The 25,407-nt window shown below is 57.0% G+C and carries 26 protein-coding genes and 1 tRNA gene; 11 read left to right on the top strand and 16 right to left on the bottom strand.

Annotation, left to right across the window (positions count from 1 at the left end; translation table 11 throughout):
• Positions 1–158 precede the first annotated feature (158 nt).
• The 5 genes from F3H87_RS07480 to F3H87_RS07460 all read left to right on the top strand — a co-directional run bounded on the left by F3H87_RS07480 (position 159) and on the right by F3H87_RS07460 (position 6,862).
• On the top strand, positions 159–1,370 hold the full coding sequence (locus F3H87_RS07480; RefSeq protein WP_149787956.1) for a hypothetical protein: 1,212 nt from the start codon (positions 159–161) through the stop codon (positions 1,368–1,370).
• Between the two features lie 523 nt (positions 1,371–1,893).
• Positions 1,894–2,994: a helix-turn-helix domain-containing protein gene (locus tag F3H87_RS07475; protein ID WP_149787955.1), complete on the top strand. Its 1,101-nt coding sequence runs from the start codon at positions 1,894–1,896 to the stop codon at positions 2,992–2,994.
• Between the two features lie 237 nt (positions 2,995–3,231).
• Complete coding sequence (locus tag F3H87_RS07470; protein ID WP_149787954.1) at positions 3,232–4,638, top strand: plasmid recombination protein; 1,407 nt, start codon at positions 3,232–3,234, stop codon at positions 4,636–4,638.
• Positions 4,635–5,291 (top strand): hypothetical protein, encoded by a 657-nt coding sequence (locus F3H87_RS07465; RefSeq protein ID WP_149787953.1) that lies wholly within the window; start codon positions 4,635–4,637, stop codon positions 5,289–5,291. Before F3H87_RS07470 ends, F3H87_RS07465 begins: the two co-directional genes overlap by 4 nt.
• A gap of 131 nt (positions 5,292–5,422) precedes the next feature.
• Positions 5,423–6,862: an ATP-binding protein gene (locus F3H87_RS07460; protein WP_149787952.1), complete on the top strand. Its 1,440-nt coding sequence runs from the start codon at positions 5,423–5,425 to the stop codon at positions 6,860–6,862.
• Positions 6,863–7,075: 213 nt separating this feature from the next.
• Here the strand turns inward: F3H87_RS07460 and F3H87_RS07455 are convergent, their stop codons facing one another.
• The 6 genes from F3H87_RS07455 to F3H87_RS07435 are packed head-to-tail and all read right to left on the bottom strand — an operon-like array spanning position 7,076 to position 9,470.
• On the bottom strand, positions 7,076–7,315 hold the full coding sequence (locus tag F3H87_RS07455) for a hypothetical protein (protein ID WP_149787951.1): 240 nt from the start codon (positions 7,313–7,315) through the stop codon (positions 7,076–7,078).
• Positions 7,312–7,539: a hypothetical protein gene (locus F3H87_RS07450; protein WP_149787950.1), complete on the bottom strand. Its 228-nt coding sequence runs from the start codon at positions 7,537–7,539 to the stop codon at positions 7,312–7,314. The genes F3H87_RS07455 and F3H87_RS07450 overlap by 4 nt, the downstream gene beginning before the upstream one ends.
• A gap of 5 nt (positions 7,540–7,544) precedes the next feature.
• Positions 7,545–8,111 (bottom strand): metallophosphoesterase, encoded by a 567-nt coding sequence (locus F3H87_RS07445; RefSeq protein ID WP_149787949.1) that lies wholly within the window; start codon positions 8,109–8,111, stop codon positions 7,545–7,547.
• Between the two features lie 28 nt (positions 8,112–8,139).
• On the bottom strand, positions 8,140–8,313 hold the full coding sequence (locus F3H87_RS21790) for a hypothetical protein (protein ID WP_188129192.1): 174 nt from the start codon (positions 8,311–8,313) through the stop codon (positions 8,140–8,142).
• Positions 8,314–8,323: 10 nt separating this feature from the next.
• Positions 8,324–8,620, bottom strand: coding sequence for a hypothetical protein (locus F3H87_RS07440; RefSeq protein ID WP_149787948.1), 297 nt, complete (start codon positions 8,618–8,620; stop codon positions 8,324–8,326).
• A 4-nt stretch (positions 8,621–8,624) separates the two neighbouring features.
• Positions 8,625–9,470: a hypothetical protein gene (locus tag F3H87_RS07435; protein ID WP_149787947.1), complete on the bottom strand. Its 846-nt coding sequence runs from the start codon at positions 9,468–9,470 to the stop codon at positions 8,625–8,627.
• A 75-nt stretch (positions 9,471–9,545) separates the two neighbouring features.
• Between F3H87_RS07435 and F3H87_RS07430 the strand changes: the two genes are divergently transcribed.
• Entirely contained in the window at positions 9,546–9,764 is a 219-nt protein-coding gene (locus tag F3H87_RS07430; RefSeq protein WP_149787946.1) for a helix-turn-helix domain-containing protein, read from the top strand.
• A gap of 292 nt (positions 9,765–10,056) precedes the next feature.
• Here the strand turns inward: F3H87_RS07430 and F3H87_RS07425 are convergent, their stop codons facing one another.
• From F3H87_RS07425 to F3H87_RS07390, 8 genes are all read right to left on the bottom strand, one after another.
• Complete coding sequence (locus F3H87_RS07425; RefSeq protein ID WP_149787945.1) at positions 10,057–10,911, bottom strand: hypothetical protein; 855 nt, start codon at positions 10,909–10,911, stop codon at positions 10,057–10,059.
• Between the two features lie 155 nt (positions 10,912–11,066).
• A complete protein-coding gene (locus tag F3H87_RS07420; RefSeq protein ID WP_149787944.1) occupies positions 11,067–14,459 on the bottom strand; it encodes a DEAD/DEAH box helicase family protein in 3,393 nt (1,130 codons plus the stop codon).
• Complete coding sequence (locus F3H87_RS07415; protein ID WP_149787943.1) at positions 14,456–16,555, bottom strand: DUF262 and DUF1524 domain-containing protein; 2,100 nt, start codon at positions 16,553–16,555, stop codon at positions 14,456–14,458. Before F3H87_RS07415 ends, F3H87_RS07420 begins: the two co-directional genes overlap by 4 nt.
• 27 nt (positions 16,556–16,582) lie before the next feature.
• Complete coding sequence (locus tag F3H87_RS07410; protein WP_149787942.1) at positions 16,583–17,515, bottom strand: hypothetical protein; 933 nt, start codon at positions 17,513–17,515, stop codon at positions 16,583–16,585.
• Between the two features lies 1 nt (position 17,516).
• Complete coding sequence (locus F3H87_RS07405) at positions 17,517–18,698, bottom strand: restriction endonuclease subunit S (protein ID WP_149787941.1); 1,182 nt, start codon at positions 18,696–18,698, stop codon at positions 17,517–17,519.
• On the bottom strand, positions 18,695–20,269 hold the full coding sequence (locus tag F3H87_RS07400; protein WP_149787940.1) for a type I restriction-modification system subunit M: 1,575 nt from the start codon (positions 20,267–20,269) through the stop codon (positions 18,695–18,697). Before F3H87_RS07400 ends, F3H87_RS07405 begins: the two co-directional genes overlap by 4 nt.
• A complete protein-coding gene (locus F3H87_RS07395) occupies positions 20,263–20,511 on the bottom strand; it encodes a hypothetical protein (protein WP_149787939.1) in 249 nt (82 codons plus the stop codon). Before F3H87_RS07395 ends, F3H87_RS07400 begins: the two co-directional genes overlap by 7 nt.
• A complete protein-coding gene (locus tag F3H87_RS07390) occupies positions 20,511–20,906 on the bottom strand; it encodes a helix-turn-helix domain-containing protein (RefSeq protein ID WP_149787938.1) in 396 nt (131 codons plus the stop codon). The genes F3H87_RS07395 and F3H87_RS07390 overlap by 1 nt, the downstream gene beginning before the upstream one ends.
• Before the next feature lie 341 nt (positions 20,907–21,247).
• Between F3H87_RS07390 and F3H87_RS07385 the strand changes: the two genes are divergently transcribed.
• The gene (locus F3H87_RS07385; protein ID WP_149787937.1) at positions 21,248–21,442 is read left to right on the top strand and encodes a hypothetical protein; all 195 of its coding nucleotides are present in this window, start codon (positions 21,248–21,250) and stop codon (positions 21,440–21,442) included.
• Complete coding sequence (locus F3H87_RS07380; RefSeq protein ID WP_149787936.1) at positions 21,435–22,439, top strand: tyrosine-type recombinase/integrase; 1,005 nt, start codon at positions 21,435–21,437, stop codon at positions 22,437–22,439. Before F3H87_RS07385 ends, F3H87_RS07380 begins: the two co-directional genes overlap by 8 nt.
• Before the next feature lie 84 nt (positions 22,440–22,523).
• Here F3H87_RS07380 and F3H87_RS07375 read toward each other — a convergent pair.
• Positions 22,524–22,600 (bottom strand) — tRNA-Arg (locus F3H87_RS07375).
• A 91-nt stretch (positions 22,601–22,691) separates the two neighbouring features.
• Between F3H87_RS07375 and F3H87_RS07370 the strand changes: the two genes are divergently transcribed.
• Complete coding sequence (locus tag F3H87_RS07370) at positions 22,692–23,717, top strand: LacI family DNA-binding transcriptional regulator (RefSeq protein WP_149787935.1); 1,026 nt, start codon at positions 22,692–22,694, stop codon at positions 23,715–23,717.
• A gap of 12 nt (positions 23,718–23,729) precedes the next feature.
• Here F3H87_RS07370 and F3H87_RS07365 read toward each other — a convergent pair whose 3' ends face one another.
• Positions 23,730–24,017, bottom strand: a complete 288-nt coding sequence (locus F3H87_RS07365; RefSeq protein WP_149787934.1) for a hypothetical protein — start codon at positions 24,015–24,017, stop codon at positions 23,730–23,732.
• Between the two features lie 181 nt (positions 24,018–24,198).
• Here F3H87_RS07365 and F3H87_RS07360 point away from each other — a divergent pair, with 181 nt between their 5' ends.
• Together F3H87_RS07360 and F3H87_RS07355 are read left to right on the top strand one after the other, a co-directional pair.
• On the top strand, positions 24,199–24,669 hold the full coding sequence (locus tag F3H87_RS07360; RefSeq protein WP_149787933.1) for a hypothetical protein: 471 nt from the start codon (positions 24,199–24,201) through the stop codon (positions 24,667–24,669).
• Between the two features lie 93 nt (positions 24,670–24,762).
• On the top strand, positions 24,763–25,395 hold the full coding sequence (locus F3H87_RS07355; protein WP_149787932.1) for a ribonuclease HII: 633 nt from the start codon (positions 24,763–24,765) through the stop codon (positions 25,393–25,395).
• The last annotated feature ends 12 nt before the right edge of the window (positions 25,396–25,407 follow it).

Below are 25,407 nucleotides of genomic sequence, written 5' to 3'. Positions count from 1 at the left end.
TGCCCAGCCCCTGACACCTTCTGCGCAAATAGTATTCGAAGAACATCGCCAGTGCACTCGAGACTGATCCAAGCCTTGCGGCAGACGTTCGATTGACTCCCCCCATTTGGAAGTGTTTGTAAATATCAAAGTTCTACATCGGAGCCTGGGGCGCGCGCTTGCATATCATACTTCATATCGGACCTCACAAGACTGGAACTACCAGTATTCAGAAATCCCTTGGGCAAGCGGCATCTGATTTGAAGAGTGTCGATGTCAGCTTCTATCAGGATTCAATATTCAATCCAAACAATCATTATATTTTCCATCATGCTTTTACACCTTGCCTGGAAAGTCATTTCCACACTCCTTGGTTCGGCAGCCTGAAGAGATTATCTCAAGATGATATGAGGAACAGTATCGAGGAGAACATTCTGAAGTGCCAAGCTGAAACCCTCATCGTTTCTTCTGAGGACCTGTCAATCCTGCCGGAGGAGGGCCTGGCAGAGATGCACCGTTTCCTATACGATAAATGCTCCGCGAGTAGAATTACGATTGTGGGATTGGCGCGTGATCCATTCGACTATCTTCAGTCAAGCATTCAGCAATACATCAAGCCCGGACTGACCTCACTCGAAGATATCACCGAAAATATATATCGAAACTACTCTTACCAGAGTTGCCCGGGCTTTGGGGGCGGAGCAGCCAATATCCTTATGCAAATTTACCTCCCGTCGTTTGAGAGATTTGCAAAGGAATTTGGCGTTCAGAATTGCAATTTCCGTAGGTTTGAAGATGTAACCAAGACCGGATTGGCAAATTTTGTCCTGTGTCAATCCGGAGACAAAGCAAGGGACAAGACCATAAAAGAACTAAGAAGTAATTCGTCGATGAGTGCTGAGGCCGCCGCATTGATCAGTGTCTATAACAGTGAGAATGAACGATATAACGGGGGAAAGAATGTCGGTCCCAGAAATATTGAGCTTGTTGATCTATTGAAGTCCGTGAGTGGTAGAAAGGCTGTTTTTCCTGTCCAAATCTCGGATTCGGAACTTTCTGACATCAACTCATCAATAGACAAGATCAACGATCTCTTCGGGAGCGAGCTGATGAGGAAACTTGACCGAGAGCGGATAGATGCCTCTCATGCAAATCCTTTGACATTCAGCAAGAAAAGCGTTTCGGACATATATCGCCTGATCGAGAAGCTGATGTCGGAGCATAATGTCAATGATGCACTTGCAGTCCGCTATAGAGATGCAGGGATCAAGCTTTATGACAGCGATCCAGAAGTTGCATACCTCCTCCTCAAAAGGGCGGCGGAAATACGACCAAACGGAAAGTTGATCGATCAGCTGTTGAAGGGCCTGGAGCGAAAAGGCTCGGGATGAACGGGCCTGCCTCAATGGGAGACCATCACCGATCATGGTCCTGATGATCCACGCCCAAATGATTTGTTGTCGACCCACGAGTTCAGTGTTTCACACAAGCTATTGGGCGCTTTCAAACTGAATCGGCATGCCGTCCTCAGCCCCTTTGGCGGCTCGATGCATTGCGCTGCCGCGCTCCGGTGGTAACCCTCGATAGTGTCCTTCACACCGCATATTGGTCCCCACCACCCACTAAGATGGTTGAGTTTCCATGCTTTTTGAAATGGTGACCCCGGCAGAACACCGAGGATCGCAGAAAAATCCAACAAAATCAAACAAGGCTTTGGGACACAAATAGCCGTTGTGGGGCCTTGCAGAACAATGACTTACCCTCCGAAATGGGACACAGATTGTGGCCCAGGGCAAAGAAAAACCCCGGTTCGGCGGCAACCGAAACCGGGGTCAAAGTTCATGTGAAAGTACCCGACTTTCCCAACATGTATAGCATCACCAGAGAGATGCCGTCCAGAAAAGAGGTGCGGGCATGACGCAGCACCTCACACATGGCGGTCTGCCGAGTGGTATGACGCGCTGGCAGTTCTTCGGGTTGATCAAAAAGGCACGGCGTCAGCTGGGTCTCAGCAACGGGGCCGTCTCCTATCTCGAAGTCGCGATCTCCAACACAATGGATGAAGATTACTTTGCTGGCCGGATTTGCAGCTTCTGGACCTCGGTCACGAAGATTTCGGCTCAGGCGGGAGTGGACAGGCGACAGGTGGCGCGCATCGAGGCTGATCTGATCCGGCGGGGGCTAGTGGCAAAAACCGCCTCGGACCACAGTCGGCGCGATGGTTCCCGAAGGGACGGCAAGATCAGCAGTGAATTCGGGATCAACCTCGCTCCGCTGATCGCCCGCGCCACAGAGATTCAGGTTGCGGCTCGAAAAGCTGCGTTTGAAGAGGAGGAGGCAAATCGACTGTGCCGCCGGATCAAAAAGCTGTTCGGCGACATTCGCAGGCTGTGCCTCAAAGATGCGGTGGAGGCCGCCGAAGAAATCCTGCCGAACCGCCGTCCTTCAACCATTCAAAACTTCGAACGCCTGAAGCAGGTGGCCGAAGCGCTGGAAGCGGTCTGGGAAGATTTTTCTGCGGAAGTCAGTAGGGGTGAAAAGTCCCACCAGTGCGACATTTCACCCGCACCCAATACAAGTAAAGAAAATATCAATAAAACCTGTAGGGTTGAGAAACGGCATGACGCTCAGCCGATCCGCACAACGCCCGCCCAGGTGGCGTTGCTGGCAAGCGAGCCGCTGCGAGAGATCATCGAGTTTTATTGGAGCGCGCTAGACAAACGTGGCGCACTCAGTCCGCGAACGATCCAGAAGGCAGCGAAGGAGCGGGCCGATCAGCTTGGGGTAAACTCCAGCGTCTGGGAACGACATTGCAGAATGTTGGGGGAGGAACGGACGGCGCTGTGCCTCATGATTGCGGATCGCAACTCTGAACGACTGGATGGCTACAGGGTTCGGGATGCCGCCGCCGCGTTCATCGGTATGGCACGATCAGAAGCGCGTCAGGGCGCCGTCATCAACAGCTTGCTCGGGGAACTGATCGACAACGTGGGAGGGCATAGAAATGGCGCTTAATGCACCGCTTGCACAGGTTCCCATTTCACACGAAGCCCCCTTCGCAACCTCAGACCGCGCGCCCACCACATGGCTGGCGCGGGCTGAGGTTGCAGCCGCCGTCGGCGGCTTCGGTCCCAATGGGACCGGCGGCGCAGCCGCTTGGCTGGGTTCAGGGGTGCAGCGCCCTGGCCGACATGTTGCTTGCAACATAATAGTCGGTCCATATTGTGTTTCTTATCAAACTAGGGGGCTGTGATGTCCGGTCCCCAATTCATGCACCTCCAATCCTATGCACGCAAAGCCAACGAGCGCGGGCAGTCTGTTGAACAGGTGCTCGCAGAGGCCTCCCGCGCACCTGAATACAGCAAGCATGTGGCCGATCCACTCCCGCCGTCTCTCGTCTATGGGGTGGCTGCTGATGAGGTCCGCAGGCTGCACGACGAGATGGTCGCCGCTGGCGGCGTCGAAGTCACCCTGAAGGATGGCCGAACGGCTCGCCGGGGTATCCGTAAAGACCGGCACACGTTGATGACGGCTGTCGCATCGCATCCCTTGCCGACCGATCTTGTGAACACGAAACCCGACGCCCGCGCCGATTACGAGCGCTGGCGGGACCACAACCTTGCCTGGCTAAAGGCGCGTTTCGGCGACAAGCTGGTGTCCGTGATCGAACATTGGGACGAAAAGCACCCCCACATTCACGCCTATATCCTCCCGTTGGACGATCCGACCTGTTCGGCACGCCAGCTCAACCCAGCATGGCAGGCCAAGGAGAAGGCCATGGAAACGGCCCGTGCCGCCGGTCATGACGACAAAGCCGCGCTGAAATTGGGCAATGCTGCCTATCGCGCGAAGGCGCGTGAATTGCAGGACCACTACTATGAGCATGTCAGTCTGGCCTGTGGCCTGACTCGAACTGGCCCAAAGCGCGAGCGCCTCAGCCGCCAGCAATGGAAGGCGCGGAAGGACGCAGCAAAGCTGACGGCCCAAATCAGCCAGGAAATCGACGGGCGGCTGGAAGATGTGGTTGACGCGGAAGATGGTCTGGAGCGGTCACTGGCCGCCAAGGCCGAGGAGATCGTGGAAAAGCTCGATTTGGCTGATCAAGCGCTGGAAGAGGCGGAGGCGGATCGTGCAGAGGCCAAGCGTCTGCGCGAGCAGGCGGCGCGGGATGCCCAGAATGCCGAAGCTCGTATTCAGCAGCAGCTTGACCAGAAGCAAGAGGAGCTTGAGGCTCTGCATCGGCAACAGCGCGAAGCGGAACGCGCCGACCTGCACCGCGCCCGGCAGGAGGCCGAACAGGAAGCTCGCCGCCTGCGGGATGCACAGGCGCAGCTCAACCAAGATCGGGCTGACGCGCTGCGCAATGCGGCGAAAGAGGCTGCGCATGTTGTTCTGGAGCTGTTTCTTGGGGTGCTTGATGGTTCGGTGCGCCCAAATCCCGCCGACCCGAGAGTGTGGACTATCCGCGATGATGATCTTCGGGAGCGGGCGAAGAAGCTCGACCTGATCGAGTTGATCAAAGACACGATGAAAGCTCTGCACGTCGCCTGGACGCAGCTTTCCAAACGACTGCCGTCCACCGAACAAGCGGTGGTCGCCGACAAGATTGCGGAGCCTGTGAAGGCGGCGCTAGACCGACAGCCCGGCCACCAACCATGAATGAGCTCGATGAGCGACTTGCGAGGATACGACGGCAAAAAGCGGAAGCCCGCACCTCGGCTGCCGATGATTTTGCGCAGTTGAAAGACGGGTTGGCCGAGGCCCAGAGCAAACTTGCGGAACTGGACGCTGTCCGGCAAACCCTGTCTGAGGCCGTCAAAGCCGATAGCCGAAGGATCACGGCCCTTCGTCGCCGGGTGACTGTTGGTGTGGTATTCGTCGCCCTCGTCGGGGCTTTGGTCTTGGCACTGACCGGGGCAGTCGCCAGCCGCATGGTCGATGAAGCACGAAGCGAGGCCGCTCGCATCCGCACCGAGAACACCCAAGAGATTGCCGAGGCCCGCGCCGAAGGGGAGGCCGCCTTGCAAGCCCTCGCCGATCGGTTGGCAAGCCGTGAGGCCGTACTGACCGCCGAGATCGAGGCGATGGGTGCCGATTTGGCACAGCTCGGTGCCGACCGCGATGCAGCGCGCGCCGATCTGGAGCACTTTGCAGACCTGCGGCAGCAAATCGGGTTTGATCTGATCCCCTACCGCAACCGAGTAGTGATCGTGGTGCCGCAGGGCGAAACCATCACCCGCTGGAGCGCCCCTGGCCTGTCGGATCTCGCCCGCTACAACGGGCGGATGTTCCGGGTGGTGCGCGCAGACTAAGCGTTCGGTTAAACGTAAGGGGCCGTCCAGAAAGCAGGTACGGCTCACTAACCTTACATGAATATCCTCATATTATCAGTGCCATGAGCGGTGGCGTTGACATAAGATCAATGCGTTGATACTAGAGAAACATGCTCGAAATTGCGAAATCAGACATTCTAAAAAGTCTCCGCCGGGATAACCCGTGGTGGGATGCTTCGTATAAGATGGCTCAAAGTCCGACCGAGAAGACGCGCGCCTATTTCAGCCCCTTCTCGACGCTTGCCCTGGACTGGTCTGTGCGACGCTCAACCATCCTGATGGGGCCGCGACGGGTTGGCAAGACCGTCATGCTGCGTCAGTTGATCGAGAAGGCGATAAACGAGGGGTTCAGCGGCCAGAACATCCTGTTCGTATCCATCGACACACCACTCTATAGCGGAATGCCGCTCTCGCGCCTGATTGACCTGTTCGAGGAGGAGACTGAGCATGATGCGCAGGCAAAGCGGATCATCGTCTTTGATGAGATCCAGTATCTGAAAGACTGGGAAGTCCATCTCAAGGTTCTGACCGACCAGCACCCGAACACAAGGTTCATCGCATCCGGTTCGGCGGCGGCAGCGCTGCGCCTGAAAAGCCAGGAATCGGGCGCGGGTCGCTTCACTGACTTTTTCCTCCCGCCACTCACCTTTGCCGAATTCCTCGCATTTAGGGAGATGGAAGCCGATCTGATCAAATCCGCTCCGATTGGGGCTACCTTGCGGTTTTCCACGCCGAACATCGAACGACTGAACGATGAGTTCATCAATTACCTGAACTTCGGAGGCTATCCAGAGGCGGTTCTCAACCCGGCGATTCAAGCGGATGTGCAGCGTTTCCTTGGCCGTGATATCATCGACAAGGTTTTGCTGCGTGACCTCCCCAGCCTCTACGGAATTCAGGACATTCAGGAACTCAATCGGCTTTTCACGACAATAGCCTACCATACGGGGCAGGAAATCAGCCTCGACGGCCTGGCTCAAAGCTCGGGCGTAGCCAAGAACACGATCACGAAGTATCTCGAATACTTGGAAGCCGCTTTTCTGGTTGTCCGAATCCGCCGTGTGGACGACACTGGCAAGACATTTCAGCGGATGCGAAACTTCAAGGTCTACCTGACCAACCCATCCATGCGCGCCGCGCTATTCGCTCCGATTGCCGATGGTGACGATGCGATGGGCGCAATGGCCGAGACGGCGATTTTTTCGCAATGGTTCCACTCCGATCTGATGAAAAACCTGCATTACGCGCGGTGGAAGCAGGGAAGGACCGATCTGGAAGTTGATCTGGTTCGTGTCGATCCGGCGCGCCTCAAGCCGACCTGGGCATATGAAATCAAATGGTCCGACCGCTACGCCAGCGATCAACCAGGCGAATTGCGCGGGCTTGTCGAGTTCGCCAAACGCAACTTTGCCAACAGCGTGCCCGCAGGGGCGACTACGAAGACGATCACCGCCGAGAGCGAAATTGACGGGGTCCTCATCCGGCACTTTCCCTGCGCCCTGCATTGCTATCAGGTTGGCAAGAACGTCGCCGAAGGGCGAGCGCCCTGAGGGATTGAGGCAGCCTTGCTGGTCTGTTCAAGGCTCATGGCCACCCCGCCTTCCCCTGCCTTATGGCGGGCGATGTCAGGCGGGGCCGGATGCCACACGGGAGCCGGAAAATCCACATGAGCGAGACGCCAAGTATTGAGCGATTGTGGGGTTTCAGGCGGGGTGCGGAGATTGCGCGGCCTATTCTCCGCACCTGATGCGGAGAATCGCGGGTCATTCCACGCCTTCCGCTGTGCCTGGCTGCTTCTCGAAAACCCGCCCGAGGTTCTTGTAGCCCAGGCTGTCGACGGTGATGTTTCCGCACGCGCATGACGCCATGCCCTTCGTCGCCCCCTTCGGCGCTTTGGCTGCATAGTGCCAGCTTTCCGCAATGGTGCCGCAGAGCGTGCATTTCATGCGGAATGGCTTGTTGTTGCCGCGATGCGTCGGGCGGTGCTCAGGGTTGCGGGTCATTTGCGCATCAACTCGGGGCATTCTTTCGGGTCGAAAGGATGCTTGCCGTCCTTGTCGGGGCGCCATGGGTCGCCGAATTGCTTTTCATGAGGCGCATCATCTGCGGTCAGGTCGATCTGGTTCAGGGCGCGGCGTGCCCGGCGGTGTTCGCTGGTCTTGAAGGACTTGTCGCTTGGGGCTTTTGTCACGCCGATGATTGGCGTTTTGCGGTGGGAACGGGACATGTGAATTACCTCGCTTTCGCCCGTGGCTCAGCATCCTGCCAGTGCCTGTTGGGCGGCAGGCTGCGGGCGCGGGCGGCGGCTTCGCGGGCGCTGACAGGGGCATAGTCCCAGACATCGACGCCGACATTCACCGCATTGGACGAGCCGCGCCAGTTGGCGTGGACATGGCCGAAGAAATGCAGCGCGCCTTCGCGGGCGTGGTTCCAGGTGATCATCGGATAATGGCAGAGCGTGATCGGGCGTTCAGCCTCGGTGTCCTGCACCTCGGCAATGGGCGTGATGCTGTTCCAGGGTAGGGCCAGTGTTGGGGCAAGGTCGTGATTGCCGGTGATCAGATGTTTGCGCGCGCCGGGAAGCTGCCCGAAGAGGCCGAGCAGCCAGCCTTCATCCTTTGCCTTCGGGCCAAAGGCGAAATCCCCGACGATCCAGAGATCGTCTTCAGGGCCGACACGGCTCCACATCCGCTCGATCAGGGTCGCGTCCATATGTTCGATGCTGCGAAAGGGCCGCGCGGCATGAGCCAAAATCGCTTCATGCCCGAAATGCGGGTCCGCCGTGTACCAATGTGCCATCACTCAACCTTGCGCGGCGGCCCGCCGCTCATGGCGCGCCGTTTACGAAATCCTCGGCGGCCTTGTTGTATGCATCGCATTTCTTCACAAGGTCGATCAATTCCTGAAAGCGGGCCTCTTCAGCCTCGGATCGGTCGCGCTTTGCCAATGCGAAAAGTTCTTGACGCTGCTCCCTGCACGCCGGTGTATCATACCAAGCCATAGCAGCCTCCTCATTCCTTACGGTGCCAAAGCTGGTTGGAGAGGTCGACTTTCCGCCCCATCACCAGAAAGGCGGCTCCGATCACGGCGAAAGGCACCGCCCACCAATTGATCCCTTTGCCGTCCACGAAGGCGAGGAACAGTCCGACCAGCACAAGCCCGATGCTCAGGCCATAGAACTTCAGGCGGCTCATCCATGCGGGGGTGAGGTCTTTGACAGCACCGCATTGCCCGCAGACGGTCGCGCGGGCGTCCAGCTCGGTGTAGCAGAAGGGACAGGTCTGGGTTTCTGCTGTGGCGTCTGTCATGGCGTCACAGGTCCATGTCGGCGGGCGCTACCGGCGCGTCGGTGGTCAAGGCTTCGAGGATCTGACGATCCACCTCGGCCACATGCTGGCGGATCAGGTCGAAATCGGTCAGCGAAAAGCTGACGGTTGAGAGCTGTGCGCCACCGCTAACCCCCACCGTGAAAAGTGCCGTGCACCCGGGCATGATCGGCGTTTCACGATGCTGGCGGAAACGGTATTCGGCATCGGCACTGAAGCCTGTCGTACAAGGCCGGTACTGGATCGTCTTGCGCGACCCGAACTGGCTGACGGTGGTGATCTCATTCAGCGGCTGGCCATCGAGATCAGGAATAAAGCCATCCTCGCTCCACGCCCATGTTGCGCTGCTACCGTCGCGCTTTGAGGGCGGACCATAGCGCTCTTCCAGTTGCGCGATCAGCGCAGCGGGTTCAGGCAGGTTCTCGTTCGGCTCGCGGATCGTGCGCCGAATTTGCAGCACCCTCCCGCCCATGGCCTCGGTCGCCAGCGTGGCGCTGATCTCGGCATAGGGATCGCGGCCCACGCGCGTGTGCAGCCCCACGCCCTGTGTGATCAGCTTCTGGTCGAAGGTCAGCGCAAAGGCGCGTCCCTCACCATTCTCGACCCGCAGCGCAACCTGCTCCGGCACGAGGATCAGCATCATCCGCTCGCCGAACATGCTGGCCGCGTCCATCGCCTCCGCGCCCGGCTGAATGTCGAGGATCGCGTAGGGGTAAGGGCGCGGGGCTGGCGTCAACGTTTCGGTCAGGCGATCTTGGGCGTGGGCGGCAACCGCTGCACCGGAAATCAGCGAAGCCATGAACAACTGGCGGGCAAATCGTACGAAACTCATCGAAATCTCCTCTGCTACCCAAAATGATACGATTAGTCCGTGGACGATTAAACACCTTTTTTGCGCTACAGCGGTATGGAGCGCACGTTTACAATCGAGGATTTCGGGAAGCGCCTGCGCGAGCTGCGCAAGGCACAAGGCTATTCACAGGAGGGCTTTGCCCTGACCGTGGAGCTTGACCGAACCTATATCGGGGGGATCGAGCGTGGGGAACGGAATCCGGGCCTCAAGACGATCCTGAGGATAGCTGAAGCGCTTGGGGTGCCTGCGGCGGAGTTGTTTAAAGCGAGATGACATGAGCAGCCAATTTTGGCTTTTCTCGGGCCCTGATGGTTCGGAATGGCCCTCGCGGAGACTATAGCCGAACGGGACGAATGGCACTTATGTGTGAACGCGCTCGGTGCGCGCAACAAGAAGCCTTACCATTTTTCAGTAGGTTTGGCATAAGCTCGCCCAAAAGACTGCGAGGCATCTAATTTTGGACGAAAAGTTCATCAAACGGTTGATTAAGCTGATCGCGGAACTGCTCGCGATTGCACTGACCGTTGTGTTGCTTCAGCTATTCATCAACTGGGTTGGGTTCGTGTCAGCGTGGCCTATCCTCGTTATCATCTTGATTATGTTGATCATCATCATCGCGTCGATGCGAAAGTAAGAGCTCTGCTTGCTGTGGATTTTGCCTCCAGCTATGAACTTCTGCAACAGCGAATGATCTGTTGTGCCACAACCCGCCCTCGTTGACCTGCGTAGTCTCAAGGGTAATATCAAGGATCACACCACCCGCCAATCGAAGGTCAGTAGTTCCTTCCAAGACCTGTTTTTTGAATTTTTCATCAAGCATCTTGGCCCCAAATTCATGCCCATTGGCGAAAAGACGCCACTGCCGATTGCTGTCGATGAGTGGGGGCTGAACGAGCACGACCTCCAATCTCTCAGGCACCACACGCGGTTCAGGGGCGTTGTTGGGTTCAGCCGGTGTATAGCGTGTCGCACGCTCCGAAAATTCCGAGCGAGGCACAATAACGGCGGGTCTTTCAGCCTTGCTGTTTGGAACAGCTGCTACACCAGCAATCGCCTCATCTTGTTCAATCGCGTGATAAAACTCCCGACGGGGCGCTCTTACAGTCTCGGATCGTTCAACATTCGCAACTGCGGCTGCAATTCTGGCGACATCACCATCTGTAAGGGTTGTGTTTTCGTCGGCCAATGCCTGGATGACCTCGTCCATCGCCTTGCCTTGAAAATGTCCAACGGCGTTATTGAAAAGGGTGGTAGTCAATACGATGGCTAGAGTGACCAAGCGCTCGCGGGTCACCACACCACGAAGCATTGTTATGATCCTCAGGCTACCTTCCGCCGAAGATTCATAGACCAGTGAGAACTCTATACCTGGCTCGAGTAGGTAGATTGTCTCACCAGCCATTTTTTCAAACTCGACCATTGCCCGACCAACTGATCCTATAGTCGGCCTAGCATCAGCTTTCAGATCGAAATATATTGTAACAGGTTGCTCAATCATCAGTTATTAAATCCCGGTTGTGTCGACGATGGTGTAGTCCCAGCATTATTAAGAGCCAATGGCTTCCATGCAGCCGTTCAAGCAGCAGCGGTTTCATTGATGCTCCGAACTAACGAGACGATTTGAGCTGTTTGTGTAGGATCAAAAAGTCCATTAATGCCCATGTCGTCTAGATCAGTATATGGGCTCTCATAGAAGCTTTTGGGGTCGACCACACCGTTTTCACAGAGACTGTTGATGATCAGCTCGATAAACTCGGTTTGATTTGCCGAAAGCTGGTTGGTTGCCGCGAAATTGCTGAATACGTCTTTTGCGGCAGATCGGCTTAGACCAGTCAGAGAGCGCAGGAATACCCCCAGACCGCCCTCGTTCTGAAGCCCTTCTAGTATTTCCTGATCGGCAACACCTTCAGAAATCAGCATTCGTTCTAGTTCTTCAAGATCGGCAGGCGTCAGCTGTTCACCGCGCCTGATTTTCTGGATCGTGATGTGGTCTAAGTGGGTCTCTATGAACTTCCGCGTCTTCGCCTTGAACCGCACCTTATCCACACCGCTCCCAACTTCTGGCAAGTCGATGGTCGTCGCTTCGCCAATACTGTCCTCGAAATCCGTTATAACATTCTTTCGCTCTTTAGGCTGGATCAGCTCAGCAAGGTTGCGCAGACGTCGGCGGATGTCTTCGAGGATTTCAGGCGTGATGTCCTGCCAAAACTCGTCCGTTTGGATCGCCAACACAACCTCAAGCTCCTGTGCGACCGCCGGAACGTTGGAAAGGCCCTCCAGAGCGAAGGCAAATGACACGATCCTCCGCTGAAGGTTGGCAAAGGCGGCGTCGCCGCGAAGCAGAAGCAACTGAGCATTGAGCACTAAAAGATCAAACTGCTTTGCTGAGAGACCGCCATCTTCGAAGGCTGTAGGAAGCCCTGCAACCTCCTCAGTCAGGGCAAGACGTGCATCGAGGTCAAGCACGTCCCATGCGTCAGCCCTTTGAAAGCGCTCGACGGATCGGCGCACTCGACGCACAATGAAGTTCTCAAGGTTCATACCGAGAACTTCTTGGTGCAGACGGTCCTTAATATCGACAGCCAATGAGCTCTCGTTTCCGCTTTCGACCAAGGCGTTTACCAAGTCGACACGCGAGACAAAAAGGCGTTCACCGATTGGTCGCGCTGCGGGGCCATCCGTGATTTGGGGGTTCTCATTGAAAAACTCTAAGTTTTGGCAGAAGTCAAAGATGATGAACTCTTCTTTGTCTTGCCCTGGCCCGAACAGATCCTCGCAAGTTCGGGTGCCTCTACCAACCATTTGCCAGAACTTCGTTTTAGAACGAACAATCTTGAAGAAGACGAGATTCACGACCTCGGGCACATCAATGCCTGTGTCCAACATATCGACAGAGACTGCGATATGGGGGGCTTTCTCCGCTTCTGAGAAATCGTCGATCAACGATTGGGCATAGGTGACACTGTAGTCGATGAGACGTGCAAACTGACCCATGTAATGTGGGTAGTTGGCATCGAAGCGCTCGACAATGAACTTCGCATGATCGCTGTTTTTAGCGAAAATGATGGTCTTCCCAAGCCTGTCGCCTCCGGCGACTTTGATGCCGTTGGTCATTAAATGCTCAAGGACTTTGTCCACTGTATCCTTGTTGAACAGCCAGCGGTTCAAGTCAGCCGCCTCCACCCGATCAGGAACCGCGCCCTCATCATCCCACTCGATTGCGTCCCACTCGGCTTTTTCTTCGTCAGAAAGGCTGTCGTAGTCGATACCGTCACGTTGGAACTTCAAAGGGACCGAGATCGACCTAGGCGGCACGAGATATTCATCCGCCACCGCATCCTCTAAGTCATAACTGTCGGTTGGTATTCCGCGTTCCAGCTCAAAGAGCGAGTATGTGTCACGGTCAATCTCTTCGCGCGGCGTCGCCGTGAGGCCGACCAGGAGTCCATCAAAATAGTCGAAGATGGCACGGTACTTCCGATAGACAGAACGGTGCGCTTCGTCGATCACGATCAAGTCAAAGTGGCCGGGGCCAAACTGCTTTTCACCGCCTTTGACGTCGTCGATCAACCCCATCATCGTGGGATAGGTCGATAGAAAAATACGAGCACCAGAATGATCGTTCTTGGCCGGGTCATGCTTTTTCAGCAGGTTTGCACTTGCCGCCGTCGGCAAGTGTGTCTTGAAGGCATTGTGTGCCTGCTTCACCAGAGCCACGCGATCCGCGAGGAAGAGCACACGCCGCACCCAATTTGCGCGCATGAGCTGGTCGATAAGCGCGATGACCGTTCGCGTCTTGCCACTGCCAGTCGCCATTACAAGCAGGGCCTTCCGCTGTCGGTCTCGTTCAAAAGCCTCCCCTACCCGGCGAATGGCTCGCTGCTGGTAAAAGCGCCCAGCAATACCCTGGTCTACGGACACCCCATCTAACGATTTTCTGGTGCCTCTACGTTGGTGAAGCAGGACGAGCTCATCCCTCTTCAGGAAGCCCGATACACGACGCGGGGGGTACATCTGGTCGTCCCAGAGCCAATGTTCATAGCCGTTCGTCGTGAAAATCACCGGACGGCGCCCATACATCGTTTCAAGACAATCGGCGTAAATCTTGGCTTGCTGCTGCCCTATCCGGCTGTCCTTCTTGGTTCGTTTCGCTTCGACCAAGCCGAGTGGCTTGGCATCGTTTCCCCAAAGCACATAATCGACAAGGCCTTCACCTTTGTCATTAGGCATACCTGATACCGGAAATTCACGGTCGCGCTCCTGGTCGAGCGGCCACCCAGCCTCGTTCAGCAGCAGATCAATGAAAGCATCGCGCGTCGCGGCCTCATTGTAGTCGTGGTCATCTTGTACCGCAGTGTTGGCCTGGCGAATTTCTTTGATTTCAGCCCGCACTTGCGCGAGTTCAGCCTCGAGCCTCTTTCGACCTTCCTCAGATGCGAGCGCGGCGGCTTCAGCGTCCTTTAGCGCTTTGGCATGGGCGTCGTGCTTCTCTTTCAATGCCTGGATTTGTGCAACTGTGCTGGCACTAATCGTCAGGGTTTTTTCCAACTTTGAGGCATCGAACTGCAACGAAGAGTCTGGCTTCGCATCCTTTGCATAGGTCCGCGCCATCCAATAGCAGACATGGAACAGTTCACGCACAACGGCGGCGGCGTCCTGAGGCTTGATCGGCTTGCCGCTGTCATGCGCCGCCCGGTTGCCATGATCTTTGATAAATCGCGCTTTGGTGACGATAGCCGGGCCAGTGAGTTGGCCGAGCGACGGCTCGGCAATCAACGCCGCGAGAGTGTCCTGGTAGGGCGAGCGCATCGACGGGTCGTTGCGATAAAGCCATTTTATCGCTGTTTCCAAGGTCAACCGCGCCCAGAAGCATGCGCCTCGTGGGTCGGATAGTGCCGCACTCTCAGCCTTTTTCGCGTGAGCTAGGAGGTCGGGGAAATCGGCAGTCAAGAAAACGAATTGGGTCATGCTGGTTCATCCGCTCCGAGTTGACGGTCCAGTGCTTGCCGCACCAACCCCAAGACATATGGCAAGTCCTCGTGGCCCGTTAGCTTGACCTCGGTGTTTCCATTGCCCCATCGACCTACATCAGTGACATCGACCGCCATCCCGCGCGGATCGTTCAGTTCATAAGGTTCAATGTTGATAGAAATCCTGAGCGCCTTGGCCTGTGGTACGACATCCGCGAAATTTGTTTCGGCCTTGTAAGCCACGTAAAGCTTGAGGAACTGTTCGCTTACACTCGGGTCCAGCGCCATCACTTCGCGACGAAACTGCTCGAAGAGGTCTCTCATCTTGCCTGATGTTAGATGGGGATGATCTTCGATGGTATAACCGTTGGCCTCTTCAGTCGGGGTACGGTAGGTCGCCAGGACCTCGGCGCTCAGAGAAGGTGCCGCCCAAACTTCAGCGGCCTGCTGCGCAAGTTGTTGGGCTCGCGACTTGATCGCAACTTCGTCCCATGTCTCCAACAAACCCAACCCTTTATTGACGCGCAACGGGCTTTCTTTGAAACCGCCGGCCATGTCGCGCTTCTCAGCGAAACTCTTGTCACTGTATTCGGAATTATACCCGGTAAGTGTCAGGTTCCCCAACGTGTGAAGCCACTTCTCTTGCACGGCGGCCCAGTCCGATCCAAGGGCGGCTTGCCATTCTGTTGATAGGTTCTCGTTCTGCGGCAGGATGTGCTCAATCGTGTAATCGTCGACCTCGACGCGTTCTTTTCTTCCGAAGTTCTCAAATTTCCGAAGCCAGTAAGTGCGGCTACGGAAGTTGTAGAGGTCGCGATCTTGAATGCGCGCGATGAACTCTTCGTCACGCGGAAACCGGCGATATGACTTCATGTTGAGCATGTGTGCCTTGACGCTTTCAAGGTAGCGATCTTTTTTCAGCTCTCGGCCAAATGTCGCAAAGGTCTTGTTCAGGGAATTCGTGGGCACGGAACAGATCGCGCGACGGAAGACATAGGCCTCGACCAAGCGGACCACTTCAAGGAAATCGTCAGCGCTCAATGCGCTCGTCTTATAGTCTTTGTAGACCTCCAGAAGGAATGGGTAGGCGACATCAACTTTCAGCTCTCGCAGATCCCTGAAGCCGAGCGCCAAGGCCTTATCTTTCTCTTGCCCCAATACGAGCGCCCCGTAGTACTGCGAGAATTCCCAGACCTCCCGCACGAGGTCTTCCACCTCACGGCCACCGCCAATTTGTTCCTGGGAATACGCCTTGTACGCATCATAGACATCATCAAGTCTGGGGATCGACCCGGTTACGACTGTCAGATAATTCCGCATAAAACCGTCAAAGTGCGAGGCATAGGCTGCCTGACCAAAACCTTCTTCCATGCGCCGCCAGTATTGCTCATAGAGCCGGGTTTGCAGTTTCGGCTCTAACCCCATCAAGACGAAATTGCGGATCAGATCGGCCTGCGACAGCTCCTTGCCCGTCGAGTTCATGCTTTCGAAAATCAGCTGAGGGTTGTCATGTTCCCGGCTGAGCGCCACGTCCACAATCATCAGCTTTGCTAGGCCAGAACAAACCTCCGACACTGCCGCGTCGTCCTGGTCGAGCCAACGTGAGAACATCTTGAAGTTCTCGGCGACACGCACCGAATGCGGCTCGGGCAAGTCATCGCCCGACACCACCGCGTTCAGCGTCGTGCGGTCGGTCTTGGACAATAACAGCTTGAAAGCACGTTCCCCGCTTTCATCCGGGTCCAGCAGGTATCGGTTGCGGATTTTCTTGAACGAAAAGCCATCGACCGGCTCATCGTCACCCACCTTCCGCGACAGGGCGGCGAGGAGCAGCGTGACCGAGGTCAGGCGCTGTTGGCCGTCGATGACAAGCAGCGGCGCGCGGCTGGATGTGTTGGACAGGCTTTCTTCGATGTAAACGACCGAGCCAAGGAAGTGTACGGGGATATGACCACTACGCCCCGCACGCCGGATGTCCTCCCACAACTGACGACATTCCCGTTCAGTCCAGGAATAGGTCCGCTGATAGATCGGAATGACGAACTGTGGCGCGCTGTTGATGAAGTTTAGGAGGTTGGCATCGGTGGCTTTCATTAATCAAACGTCCTTTTCACTGGCAAATCAGCCTGCATAAATCGCTTCTGAATCAAGCTCTTCTGTTAAATAGGGCACAAACCCGGCGAGGATCACGCTCATTGAAACTAAGTCGCGCATGTCGATCTCCCGCTTCACCCCTTTAGAGGCCTTCCCATGTCGGACGCCTGAAAAGTCGGAGGAAAAGCCGTAAAGGCTAGAAAGTGATCCGCTCACAGCCTTGTGGGGCCATGTATCGAGGGACTTGCACATCTCTCCAAGCGTCGCCTGACCTTCAGCTTGCGGGTGACGGCAAGCGACCGCTTCCAAGAGGTTCATCTGCGCCTGCACACAGACACGAATGCGGCGCGACGAATAGTCGATCTTGAGATCACGGAGCGCTTCTTCAAAGTCTTGCAAGCGGTCAGCCATGTTGGCATCTCGGGCAGAAATCACTTTCAGATCACGGATCAACTTTGCGAAAATCCCTGGCAGAGTGGGATGAAGGCTGAGCGGACGACGAAGATCATACCTCAAGCTGTACCGTTCAAGGAACCTGCTGACCGTGTTGAAGTAGTCATTTGCCAGGTCATCCCCACCAAACTCTTCGAACACATCGAATGCACGTTCAACCACGCGAACGAGTTCGAGCTCGGTGGTTTTTCCTTCTAGAATGTAACCTTGAAAGTACTCCCACGCGGCGGCTTCGTCAGACGTAGCGTCATTAAATGCCGCTTTTCGGTCTTCGAAGTCTTCCAGATCTTGCTTGTACGCTGCGAAGCGTTCGAGGTCGCCGGGCAGGTAAATCTCTCCATCATCATTCAAATCTGTTGGTTCAGGGGCGCGCGGCGCTTTTGGCGACGGAATCGTGTCCCGAAACAAGCTGTGAAAGAAGGTGCTATCAACGGCTTCGTGCCAATTGAACGATGACACAAGCTCGTCGATGATCTCTTGCCGAACCCCAGAAAACTCACCACGCATCTTAGAGTTCTCCTCTGAATGCGCTGTACTGAAGGGACGAAAACTTGCGTTCCATGGCTTCGGCAGACGCCTTCATCGGAGCGCTGTTTTTTTCAATTTCAAGTACGGTTTCCGCGAAACGATCCTGCTGCTCGCGCGAGACATCAGGGAAGGGCAGAGAGCTCAGTCCTTCGGTGTTGATGTTGAATTGCCCCGCCGATGTCTTGCACCGCTCCCGGATTGCTTTCCGTCCAATCTGAGACGCGAAGTAGGTCTTGGCGAACACCGGGTTGATCCGATCTGACAGGCGCGCGCGGATTAGATAGGACGCGAAAATCCAATCAGTCTCCGCGCCATAGCCTGCGACAGCATCCTGAGAGAAACTTGCACATCTACCCACATAATCGGGATTACCATTGGTCCGGACGAACAGGACATCGCCCTCCCGAAGTCGTAGCCGGTTAAGCTCTGCCCCGGTCACTTCGACGTTCTTGATTTCACCAGTGTCGATGCCGCCGCCGATCACGTTCGGAATGCGGAGTGTAGGAAGCCCACCGTCACCCGATTTATTTGACGTGCCATAGCGAAATTCTTCGACGGCCTTGCCAAACTCAAAGAACTGGTTGGCCAATGCCGCCCCAAACATCTCATGAAAGATCGCCTGGCCGAGGGTGTTCAGTTTGTCCAAGGCGCGGGTGCGGAGGCGGCGAAGCGCGTCTGCCTGATCCAGTATTCCCGCAATCCGCCTCTGTTCCTCCAACGGCGGGAGGGGGATTTTGATGCGCTGGACGACGGCCTTAGAGACTTCCTTGAATGTTGCGCCAGTCCCAAGAGACTGAAGATAGCCCCTATTGGCATCCAGCCACCAATACAGAAAACTCGCATCGAGATCAGGGCCAGGAACGAAGCTCTTAAAGCCTTGGTTTGTTGCCATTGGCTCAGCATTTATCGCCACATGGCCTATCGGTGCTCGGGAAGAAAACAGAACGGAGTTGGCAGGCAAGAGTTCAGCCGCACAACTCCGCAATCCTTGGGCGGTGATCTTCCTTGGCGTTTCCGCAATGTACTTGCCGTCGAGGTTGCTGAGGTCCTTGGGGGTAACCCAATTGACGTCGCCATCCCAAAACTCTTCGATAGCGCTCTTGGGTGTCGCGCCGCCGACTACTCTTGCAACTTCGGTTACTTCGACTGCTGGCCAACTCATCCCAGCATCCCCTCCAGACGATCCAGACCTTCGGTGATCTCGGCCTCAATCGCACGCAGTTCGGCGATGATCTCTTTTGGGGGCTGATGGTCGACCTCCTCATGGGCCACTTCCTTGTAGCGGTTGAGCGACAAGTCCCATGTGCCCGTGGCCTGAATATCCGCCAGCGGCACCATAAAGCTTTGCGCGGTGCGTGGGCGCTCCCCCTCCGCCGCCAGCGCGCCCCAACGGGCGAGGATGTCAGGAAGGTTGTTCTTTTCATGCTCTTCCTCGGTCAACGCCTCAGCGGGCACTGGCCCTAGCTTTTCGGGCGGTAACAGCTCCGTGCGCTTGTCATCCAAGCTCAGCCCATCCGCCTCCATGTCATAAAACCAGACATTATCCGTGCCGCCGCTTTCGGTCTTGGTGAAGATCATGATGGCGGTGGACACCCCGGCATAGGGGCGGAACACGCCCGAAGGCAGCTTGATGATTGCGTCGAGTTTTTGTTCTTCGACGATGATCCGGCGGATGTCTTTGTGCGCCTTTGAGGAGCCAAACAGCACCCCATCGGGCACAACCACCGCCGCGCGCCCACCGGTGCGCATGAGGCGCAGGAATAGGGCCAGAAACAGCAGTTCGGTCTTCTTGGTCTTCACGACCTTCTGGAGGTCCTTGGCCGTCGCATCGTAGTCGAGCGACCCGGCAAAGGGCGGGTTGGCAAGGATCAGGGAGTAAGCGCCTGTGTCGGCCCCATGTTCTTCGGCCAAGCTATCACGGTAAGCGACATCTGCATTCTCAACCCCGTGCAGGACCATGTTCATCGACCCGATCCGCAGCATGGTCGGGTCAAAGTCGAACCCGTGGAACATGCTGTTATGGAAGTGCTCGCGCGCCTCCTTGTTGCGCAGCAGTTCCGGGTGGGTTTCGCGCAGATACTCCCCCGCCGTGACAAGGAAACCGCAGGTGCCCGCCGCAGGATCGCAGATCGTGTCCTTGGGTGTGGGGGCCATCAGGCGCACCATCAGCTCGATGATGTGACGCGGCGTGCGGAACTGGCCGTTTTGCCCAGCACTGGCGATCTTGCCGAGCATGTATTCGTAGACGTCGCCCTTTGTGTCGCGGTCGTCCATCTGGATGCCGTCGAGCAACCGCATGACTTTGTCGAGGAGAGCCGGGCTAGAAAAACCCAAACGCGCGTCTTTCATGTGGGTGGCGAAAGCTGTTCCTTCCTCCGCCATCGCCCGCATGAAGGGAAAGACGTGCTGATCCATCAGCTTCATCTTCTCGCGGTTTTCAAAGTTGATCAGCCGTTGCCAACGCATATCGTCGTAAGGACGTTCGATGGTTTCGTCATCTTTCGGATCGTCGCTGACCTTGTAGACAAAGGTGCCCTCGGGGAAGATGCGCCGCTCCATCTCTGAGCCCAGTATGTTGGCCTTGGCCTCTTCCCGCGTGTGGATTTCGTCGAGCCGCTTGATAAAGAGCAGGTAGGTGATCTGTTCGATCACGGAGAGCGGGTTGGAGACACCACCCGACCAGAAGGCATTCCATATCTGGTCAACTTGAGAGCGAATTTGGCCGTTCAGCATTCGCGCACCCGCCGTTTTTCAATCTCGCGAACAGCCAGAGCGACCAGGATGACACCGATTGCGCCGACGAAGCTCAGGATCAGGAAAGCCAACCCCACAGAAGAATACTGTTCAGGTACGAGTCTGGCCGGAATGAACAAAGTCATCAGCACCCAGAAAACGAAGCCAGCAGAAACCAATCTCGCTCCCAGACCGTTGAGCAGGTTGTTGTTGTATTGTTTGAGAAAATTCTGTTGATCCATCAGTTCTGACCTTTTCGGGATTCCATGTATTCGGCGATGTCTCGATCACTGAACTCGGGCTTGGAAAGCGTCTGCTTGAGCAAAAACGCGATAGCGCCAATGTGATTTTGAAGTTCTGCCGAGCCGAGGTGCGGGAAGATACGGGCAAGTTGGGTTGCTATGGCTTCGCTGGACAACCCGACTTCACCTAGGACCAAGCTATCAATCGTGGTTCCTGCCATTTCGGCCGCCTTGGCTAGAACAGAAACCGGGGCCTCGCGGTTGCCCCATTCGTAGTTCCGGTATGCCGCGACAGAGACACCAAGCGCAGCGGCCATTTCACCCTGTGAGAGACCCTCTCTTTGGCGAAGCATACTTAGACGTGTGCCGATAGCGGTGTTGTCGATCAGCGGCATCTGACGTTGACTCGCAATACATTTGTATTGTATTCGTGCATAACGTAGTGCAATCGCGCATTCCTTGGTGCAAATTCTCTGTCGGGATCAATCATGCCACAAACAGACCATATGTCACAAGACTTCGTAACGCCTCAGAAATTGTCCCAACTGTCCGGTTGGCCTATCGGAAGAATTCGGCGGCTCATTCGTGATCGAAAAGTTCGTTTCGTACAAATCGGGCGTAACTACTACCTCCCGGCATCAGCTCTTAGCGAATATGTCGAATGCAACATGATCGAACCAAAGTAGTTCTGCATGTCAAAGCTGCATCTGACTGCCTTTTACGAAAGGACTACTGAATGAGCCGCCCCGCCGCCCCGTCCATGCCAACAGAAAAACAGATTCGCGATTTGAGCGAGCTGATGTCCAAGCTGAACCCCGATGCGAAAATTCACAGAATTGGTCCAGATGGGGTTACGTTCATCTATGATGGTCAGCTTTCCTTCCAGTCATGGGCTGACGAACCATTTTCTGCGGAGGTGAAAAATGTCTGAAAAATACTTGCGTTCCAGGACGCGAAGGGGGCGTTGGTTCCATACGTATCGGCGGTTCGGCAAAGAGATTTCCCTGGAAGTCCACGGATTCGAGCCCTCCGATCCAAGGGTGAAGGCCGCATATTGGATTGAGCATTCAAAGTGGGAGGATAGCCCCCCTGACACGGTTACGCCTGCGAAAGGCACGTTTGCTTGGGCGCTTGCAGCATACCAGACTGGAAATTGGAAATGGCTAAACGAGTATAAAGAGAGCACGAAGAAGTCACGCCGAGCGATTTTTAAGCGCTACAAAGAACATCAAGGCAAGCGGTTGCTAACACAGATTTCGCCGCAAGCCATTGAGATGGCGCTCTATGCGAAGGGCGGTCATGGCGCAGTTAATGAATACAAAGCGTTGAAGCCTGTTTTTGAACACGCCAAGAGGCTCGGCTACATCAAACAAAATCCGATGGCGAACATCGAAATAGATAAGCCAACCCCCAAAGAACTTCCAACGGCTGATGCAGACGATATCTCAGCATTCATCGAGCACTGGGAAATCGGCACAGTTCAACGACTGATTTTCGATCTTGCTCTATACACCGGCGCGGCCCGAGTAGATTTGGCACATATCGGACGGCACAACATCAAAAACGGTATGCTGAAATTTGATCGACAGAAAACAGGCGTCACCAGCTATGTGCCGCTGACCCATGAATTGCGTGCTGCTATCGCTCGCACGCCCGACATCTCCCCAACTTTTATCCTGAGCAAACGTGGCAAGCCTTATGCTGTGGAAAGTATCGGGAACATGTTTCGTGAAGCTGCAATAGAAGCTGGCATGACGGCGAGACTGCATGGATTGCGCAAAGCGTTCTGTGTCTACTGGGCCGAGCAAGGTAAGACTGTGCACCAAATCGCAGCTATGGCGGGTCATGTGACATTGACTGAGGTAGAGCGCTATACTCGCGCTGCCGACCGTGAGCAGATTGTGAGACTCATCATGCAGGGTGCATAGTCTGGGACACACGAACCCAGCCAATGGGACACAGGTTAGTAACCGACTGAATAAAAAGGATAAAGCTCAATGAGCGTAGAAAAATGGCGACCCCGGCAGGATTCGAACCTGCAACCTGCCCCTTAGGAGGGGGCTGCTCTATCCAGTTGAGCCACGGGGCCACGCGTTCCCTCTTAGCTGCGCCCGGACGCTTGAACAAGTAGAGAGGTTCACGCTAACACTTGGATATCCCAATGACAGGATCACCCCGAATTGACGCGACCGCTGAACCGCCCCCTGACCCTGCGCGACGTCTCCGAGGCGTCGGGCGTGTCGGAAATGACCGTCAGCCGCGTGCTGCGCAACCGCGGCGACGTGAGCGAGGCGACGCGCGAAAAGGTGCTCAGGGCCGCCAAGGCGCTGGGATACGTGCCCAACCGCATCGCCGGATCGCTGGCCAGCCAGCGGGTGAACCTGGTGGCGGTGATCATCCCGTCGATGTCGAACATGGTGTTCCCCGAGGTGATGACCGGCATCAACCGGGTGCTTGAGGACACGCCGCTGCAACCGGTCGTGGGGATCACCGACTACCTGCCGGAAAAAGAGGAAAAGGTGCTTTACGAGATGCTGTCCTGGCGGCCGTCGGGCATCATCATCGCGGGGCTGGAGCATTCCGACGCCAGCCGCGCCATGCTGCGCGCCAGCGGCATTCCGGTGGTCGAGATCATGGACGCGGACGGAACGCCCGTCGACGCGATGGTCGGCATCAGCCATCGCCGCGCCGGGCGCGAGATGGCCGAGGCGATCCTGAAGGCGGGATACCGGCGCATCGGTTTCATGGGCACCAAGATGGCACTGGACCACCGGGCGCGCAAACGGTTCGAGGGGTTCACGCAGGCGCTGGCCAAGGGCGGGGTCGAGATCGCGGATCACGAGTTCTATACCGGCGGCTCGGCACTGTCCAAGGGGCGCGAGCTGACGGCCGACATGATGGCGCGCACGCCGGACCTGGATTTCCTGTATTACTCGAACGACCTGATCGGCGCAGGCGGCCTGTTGTGGCTGCTCGAACAGGGCTATGACATTCCCGGCCGGATCGGGCTGGCGGGGTTCAACGGGGTCGAGCTTTTGCAGGGGTTACCCCGGCGGCTGGCGACGATGGATGCCTGCCGGGCCGAGATCGGGCGCCGCGCGGCCGAGATCATCGTGGCGCGCACCGCGGACCCGGTGCGCGAGGCCGACAAACAGGTGATCCTGACACCGACGATCGACCGGGGCGATACGCTGCGGATGCCGTGAGGCACCGCCACGTCAATAGCGCAGGAAGAACCGCCCCGCCGCCTGTTTTCGGCTGGCTAGGCCCGCATCGTCGAACACCTGCAGCACGTTCAGCAGCCGCCAGCCATCCCGCTTGAGCCGCGCGGCGAGTTCGGCCTGGGCGTTGGCCCTGGTGCAGGCGCCGCTGATCTGGGCCACGCCGTAATGCAGTTCCAGCGGGTTGTCGCGGCGCGCCTTGTAATCGGCAAAGCACGCGGCCGAGGCAGGCAGGGCCAGCCCGATACCCAGCGCCAGCGCGCCTATGAAGGATGCGGTTTTCATGACCCCGACAATGGGCGGGAGGCCGGTGATTTTCAATATCCAAGCAGGGGTTGGCGGGGTGATATCGGATAACAGTGCGGTGTTATTGCCTGTCGATGCGCATCCGGCCCAGCCTGATCCCATCGCAACCGGCGTCTTTCGCAGACATGGCGCCGACCAGATGGGAAAAGGAGTGTTCACCATGTCCCGCAAGTTCATCGCAACCATCCTTGCCGGCGCGCTGGCCGTGACCGGCCTTACCGCCGCCCCTGCGCGGGCGGATGGCAATGATGTCGCCAAGGCGCTGGCCGGCATCGCCGCCGTCGCGATCATCGCCAAGGCGCTGGACGACGACAGAAAGGACAAGGCCCGCAGGCACGCACCCGCCCGGGCGCACTCGGTCCGGCCCGACCGCCACCGCGGCCATGTCGCACCGCGACCGCTGCCGCATCGGGTCGCGCGCAAGCAACTGCCCGGTCACTGCATGGTCCGTGTCCAGACCCGGCACGGCGTGCAGAACGCCTTTGGCCAGAACTGCCTGCAGCGGAGTTCCCGCCACGCCACCCGCCTGCCGCGGGCCTGCGCGATGCCGACCCGTGGCCGCGGGCATAACCGCACCTTCTACGATGCGGGCTGCCTGCGCTCCTACGGGTACAGCATGTCCCGCCGCTGAACCGGCGGGGCGGGCCGGGATGCGCGGCGAAGCGGTTCCTGCGCATCCCGGTTTCCTGTTGCCTTGGCCCGCGATTCACGGTTTTACCAAGGCATGACCCTGCCCGACTTCACACTGGAAGCGACCGCACAGGCCTGTGGCGCAACACGCATCGCCGGCGTGGACGAGGTGGGGCGCGGCCCGCTGGCCGGCCCGGTGGTGGCCGCAGCCGTGGTGCTGGACCCGGCCCGCCTGCCCGAGGGGCTGAACGATTCAAAGAAGCTGACCGCGAAACGGCGCGAGGCGATCTGCGCCGCGATATGGGATATGGCCGAGGTCGGTGTCGGCCAGGCCAGCGTGGATGAGATCGACCGCATCAATATCCTGCGCGCCAGCCACCTGGCGATGGAACGCGCGGTCGCCGCCCTGCCCGCCCCGCCCGATCACCTGCTGATCGACGGCAACATGATCCCCGCCGGGCTGACCATCCCGGCCGAGGCGGTGATCAAGGGCGACGGGCGTTCGGTCAGCATCGCGGCGGCCTCGATCGTGGCGAAAATATGGCGCGACCGGGTGATGTGGGATTTGGCGCAACAGTTCCCCGGCTACGGCTGGGAGAGCAACGCGGGCTACCCGTCAAAAAGCCACAAGGAGGCGCTCCGAAATCTTGGGGTAACCCCACACCATAGACGTTCGTTCAAGCCAGTGCACAATATCTTGTATCAAGCTAAATCTGTAAGTGACTGATTCAAAAAAGAA

This window comes from Lutimaribacter pacificus (assembly GCF_900142185.1).
In the GTDB taxonomy this organism is placed as follows: Bacteria; Pseudomonadota; Alphaproteobacteria; order Rhodobacterales; family Rhodobacteraceae; genus Lutimaribacter; species Lutimaribacter pacificus.
This window is presented reverse-complemented; position numbering and strand designations above follow the sequence as displayed.

Excerpts from the sequence above, each read along its gene's own strand:
- F3H87_RS07390 (WP_149787938.1), bottom strand. The coding sequence starts at position 20,906 with ATGCCGCTGATCGACAACACCGCTATCGGCACACGTCTAAGTATGCTT.
- F3H87_RS07475 (WP_149787955.1), top strand. The coding sequence starts at position 1,894 with ATGACGCAGCACCTCACACATGGCGGTCTGCCGAGTGGTATGACGCGC.
- F3H87_RS07435 (WP_149787947.1), bottom strand. The coding sequence starts at position 9,470 with ATGAGTTTCGTACGATTTGCCCGCCAGTTGTTCATGGCTTCGCTGATT.
- F3H87_RS07445 (WP_149787949.1), bottom strand. The coding sequence starts at position 8,111 with ATGGCACATTGGTACACGGCGGACCCGCATTTCGGGCATGAAGCGATT.
- F3H87_RS07395 (WP_149787939.1), bottom strand. The coding sequence starts at position 20,511 with ATGGATCAACAGAATTTTCTCAAACAATACAACAACAACCTGCTCAAC.
- F3H87_RS07450 (WP_149787950.1), bottom strand. The coding sequence starts at position 7,539 with ATGTCCCGTTCCCACCGCAAAACGCCAATCATCGGCGTGACAAAAGCC.
- F3H87_RS07380 (WP_149787936.1), top strand. The coding sequence starts at position 21,435 with ATGTCTGAAAAATACTTGCGTTCCAGGACGCGAAGGGGGCGTTGGTTC.
- F3H87_RS07360 (WP_149787933.1), top strand. The coding sequence starts at position 24,199 with ATGTCCCGCAAGTTCATCGCAACCATCCTTGCCGGCGCGCTGGCCGTG.
- F3H87_RS07400 (WP_149787940.1), bottom strand. The coding sequence starts at position 20,269 with ATGCTGAACGGCCAAATTCGCTCTCAAGTTGACCAGATATGGAATGCC.
- F3H87_RS07455 (WP_149787951.1), bottom strand. The coding sequence starts at position 7,315 with ATGACCCGCAACCCTGAGCACCGCCCGACGCATCGCGGCAACAACAAG.
- F3H87_RS07355 (WP_149787932.1), top strand. The coding sequence starts at position 24,763 with ATGACCCTGCCCGACTTCACACTGGAAGCGACCGCACAGGCCTGTGGC.
- F3H87_RS07365 (WP_149787934.1), bottom strand. The coding sequence starts at position 24,017 with ATGAAAACCGCATCCTTCATAGGCGCGCTGGCGCTGGGTATCGGGCTG.
- F3H87_RS07410 (WP_149787942.1), bottom strand. The coding sequence starts at position 17,515 with ATGCGTGGTGAGTTTTCTGGGGTTCGGCAAGAGATCATCGACGAGCTT.
- F3H87_RS07440 (WP_149787948.1), bottom strand. The coding sequence starts at position 8,620 with ATGACAGACGCCACAGCAGAAACCCAGACCTGTCCCTTCTGCTACACC.
- F3H87_RS07465 (WP_149787953.1), top strand. The coding sequence starts at position 4,635 with ATGAATGAGCTCGATGAGCGACTTGCGAGGATACGACGGCAAAAAGCG.
- F3H87_RS21790 (WP_188129192.1), bottom strand. The coding sequence starts at position 8,313 with ATGGCTTGGTATGATACACCGGCGTGCAGGGAGCAGCGTCAAGAACTT.
- F3H87_RS07420 (WP_149787944.1), bottom strand. The coding sequence starts at position 14,459 with ATGACCCAATTCGTTTTCTTGACTGCCGATTTCCCCGACCTCCTAGCT.
- F3H87_RS07460 (WP_149787952.1), top strand. The coding sequence starts at position 5,423 with ATGCTCGAAATTGCGAAATCAGACATTCTAAAAAGTCTCCGCCGGGAT.
- F3H87_RS07430 (WP_149787946.1), top strand. The coding sequence starts at position 9,546 with ATGGAGCGCACGTTTACAATCGAGGATTTCGGGAAGCGCCTGCGCGAG.
- F3H87_RS07385 (WP_149787937.1), top strand. The coding sequence starts at position 21,248 with ATGAGCCGCCCCGCCGCCCCGTCCATGCCAACAGAAAAACAGATTCGC.
- F3H87_RS07415 (WP_149787943.1), bottom strand. The coding sequence starts at position 16,555 with ATGAAAGCCACCGATGCCAACCTCCTAAACTTCATCAACAGCGCGCCA.
- F3H87_RS07470 (WP_149787954.1), top strand. The coding sequence starts at position 3,232 with ATGTCCGGTCCCCAATTCATGCACCTCCAATCCTATGCACGCAAAGCC.
- F3H87_RS07425 (WP_149787945.1), bottom strand. The coding sequence starts at position 10,911 with ATGGTCGAGTTTGAAAAAATGGCTGGTGAGACAATCTACCTACTCGAG.
- F3H87_RS07405 (WP_149787941.1), bottom strand. The coding sequence starts at position 18,698 with ATGAGTTGGCCAGCAGTCGAAGTAACCGAAGTTGCAAGAGTAGTCGGC.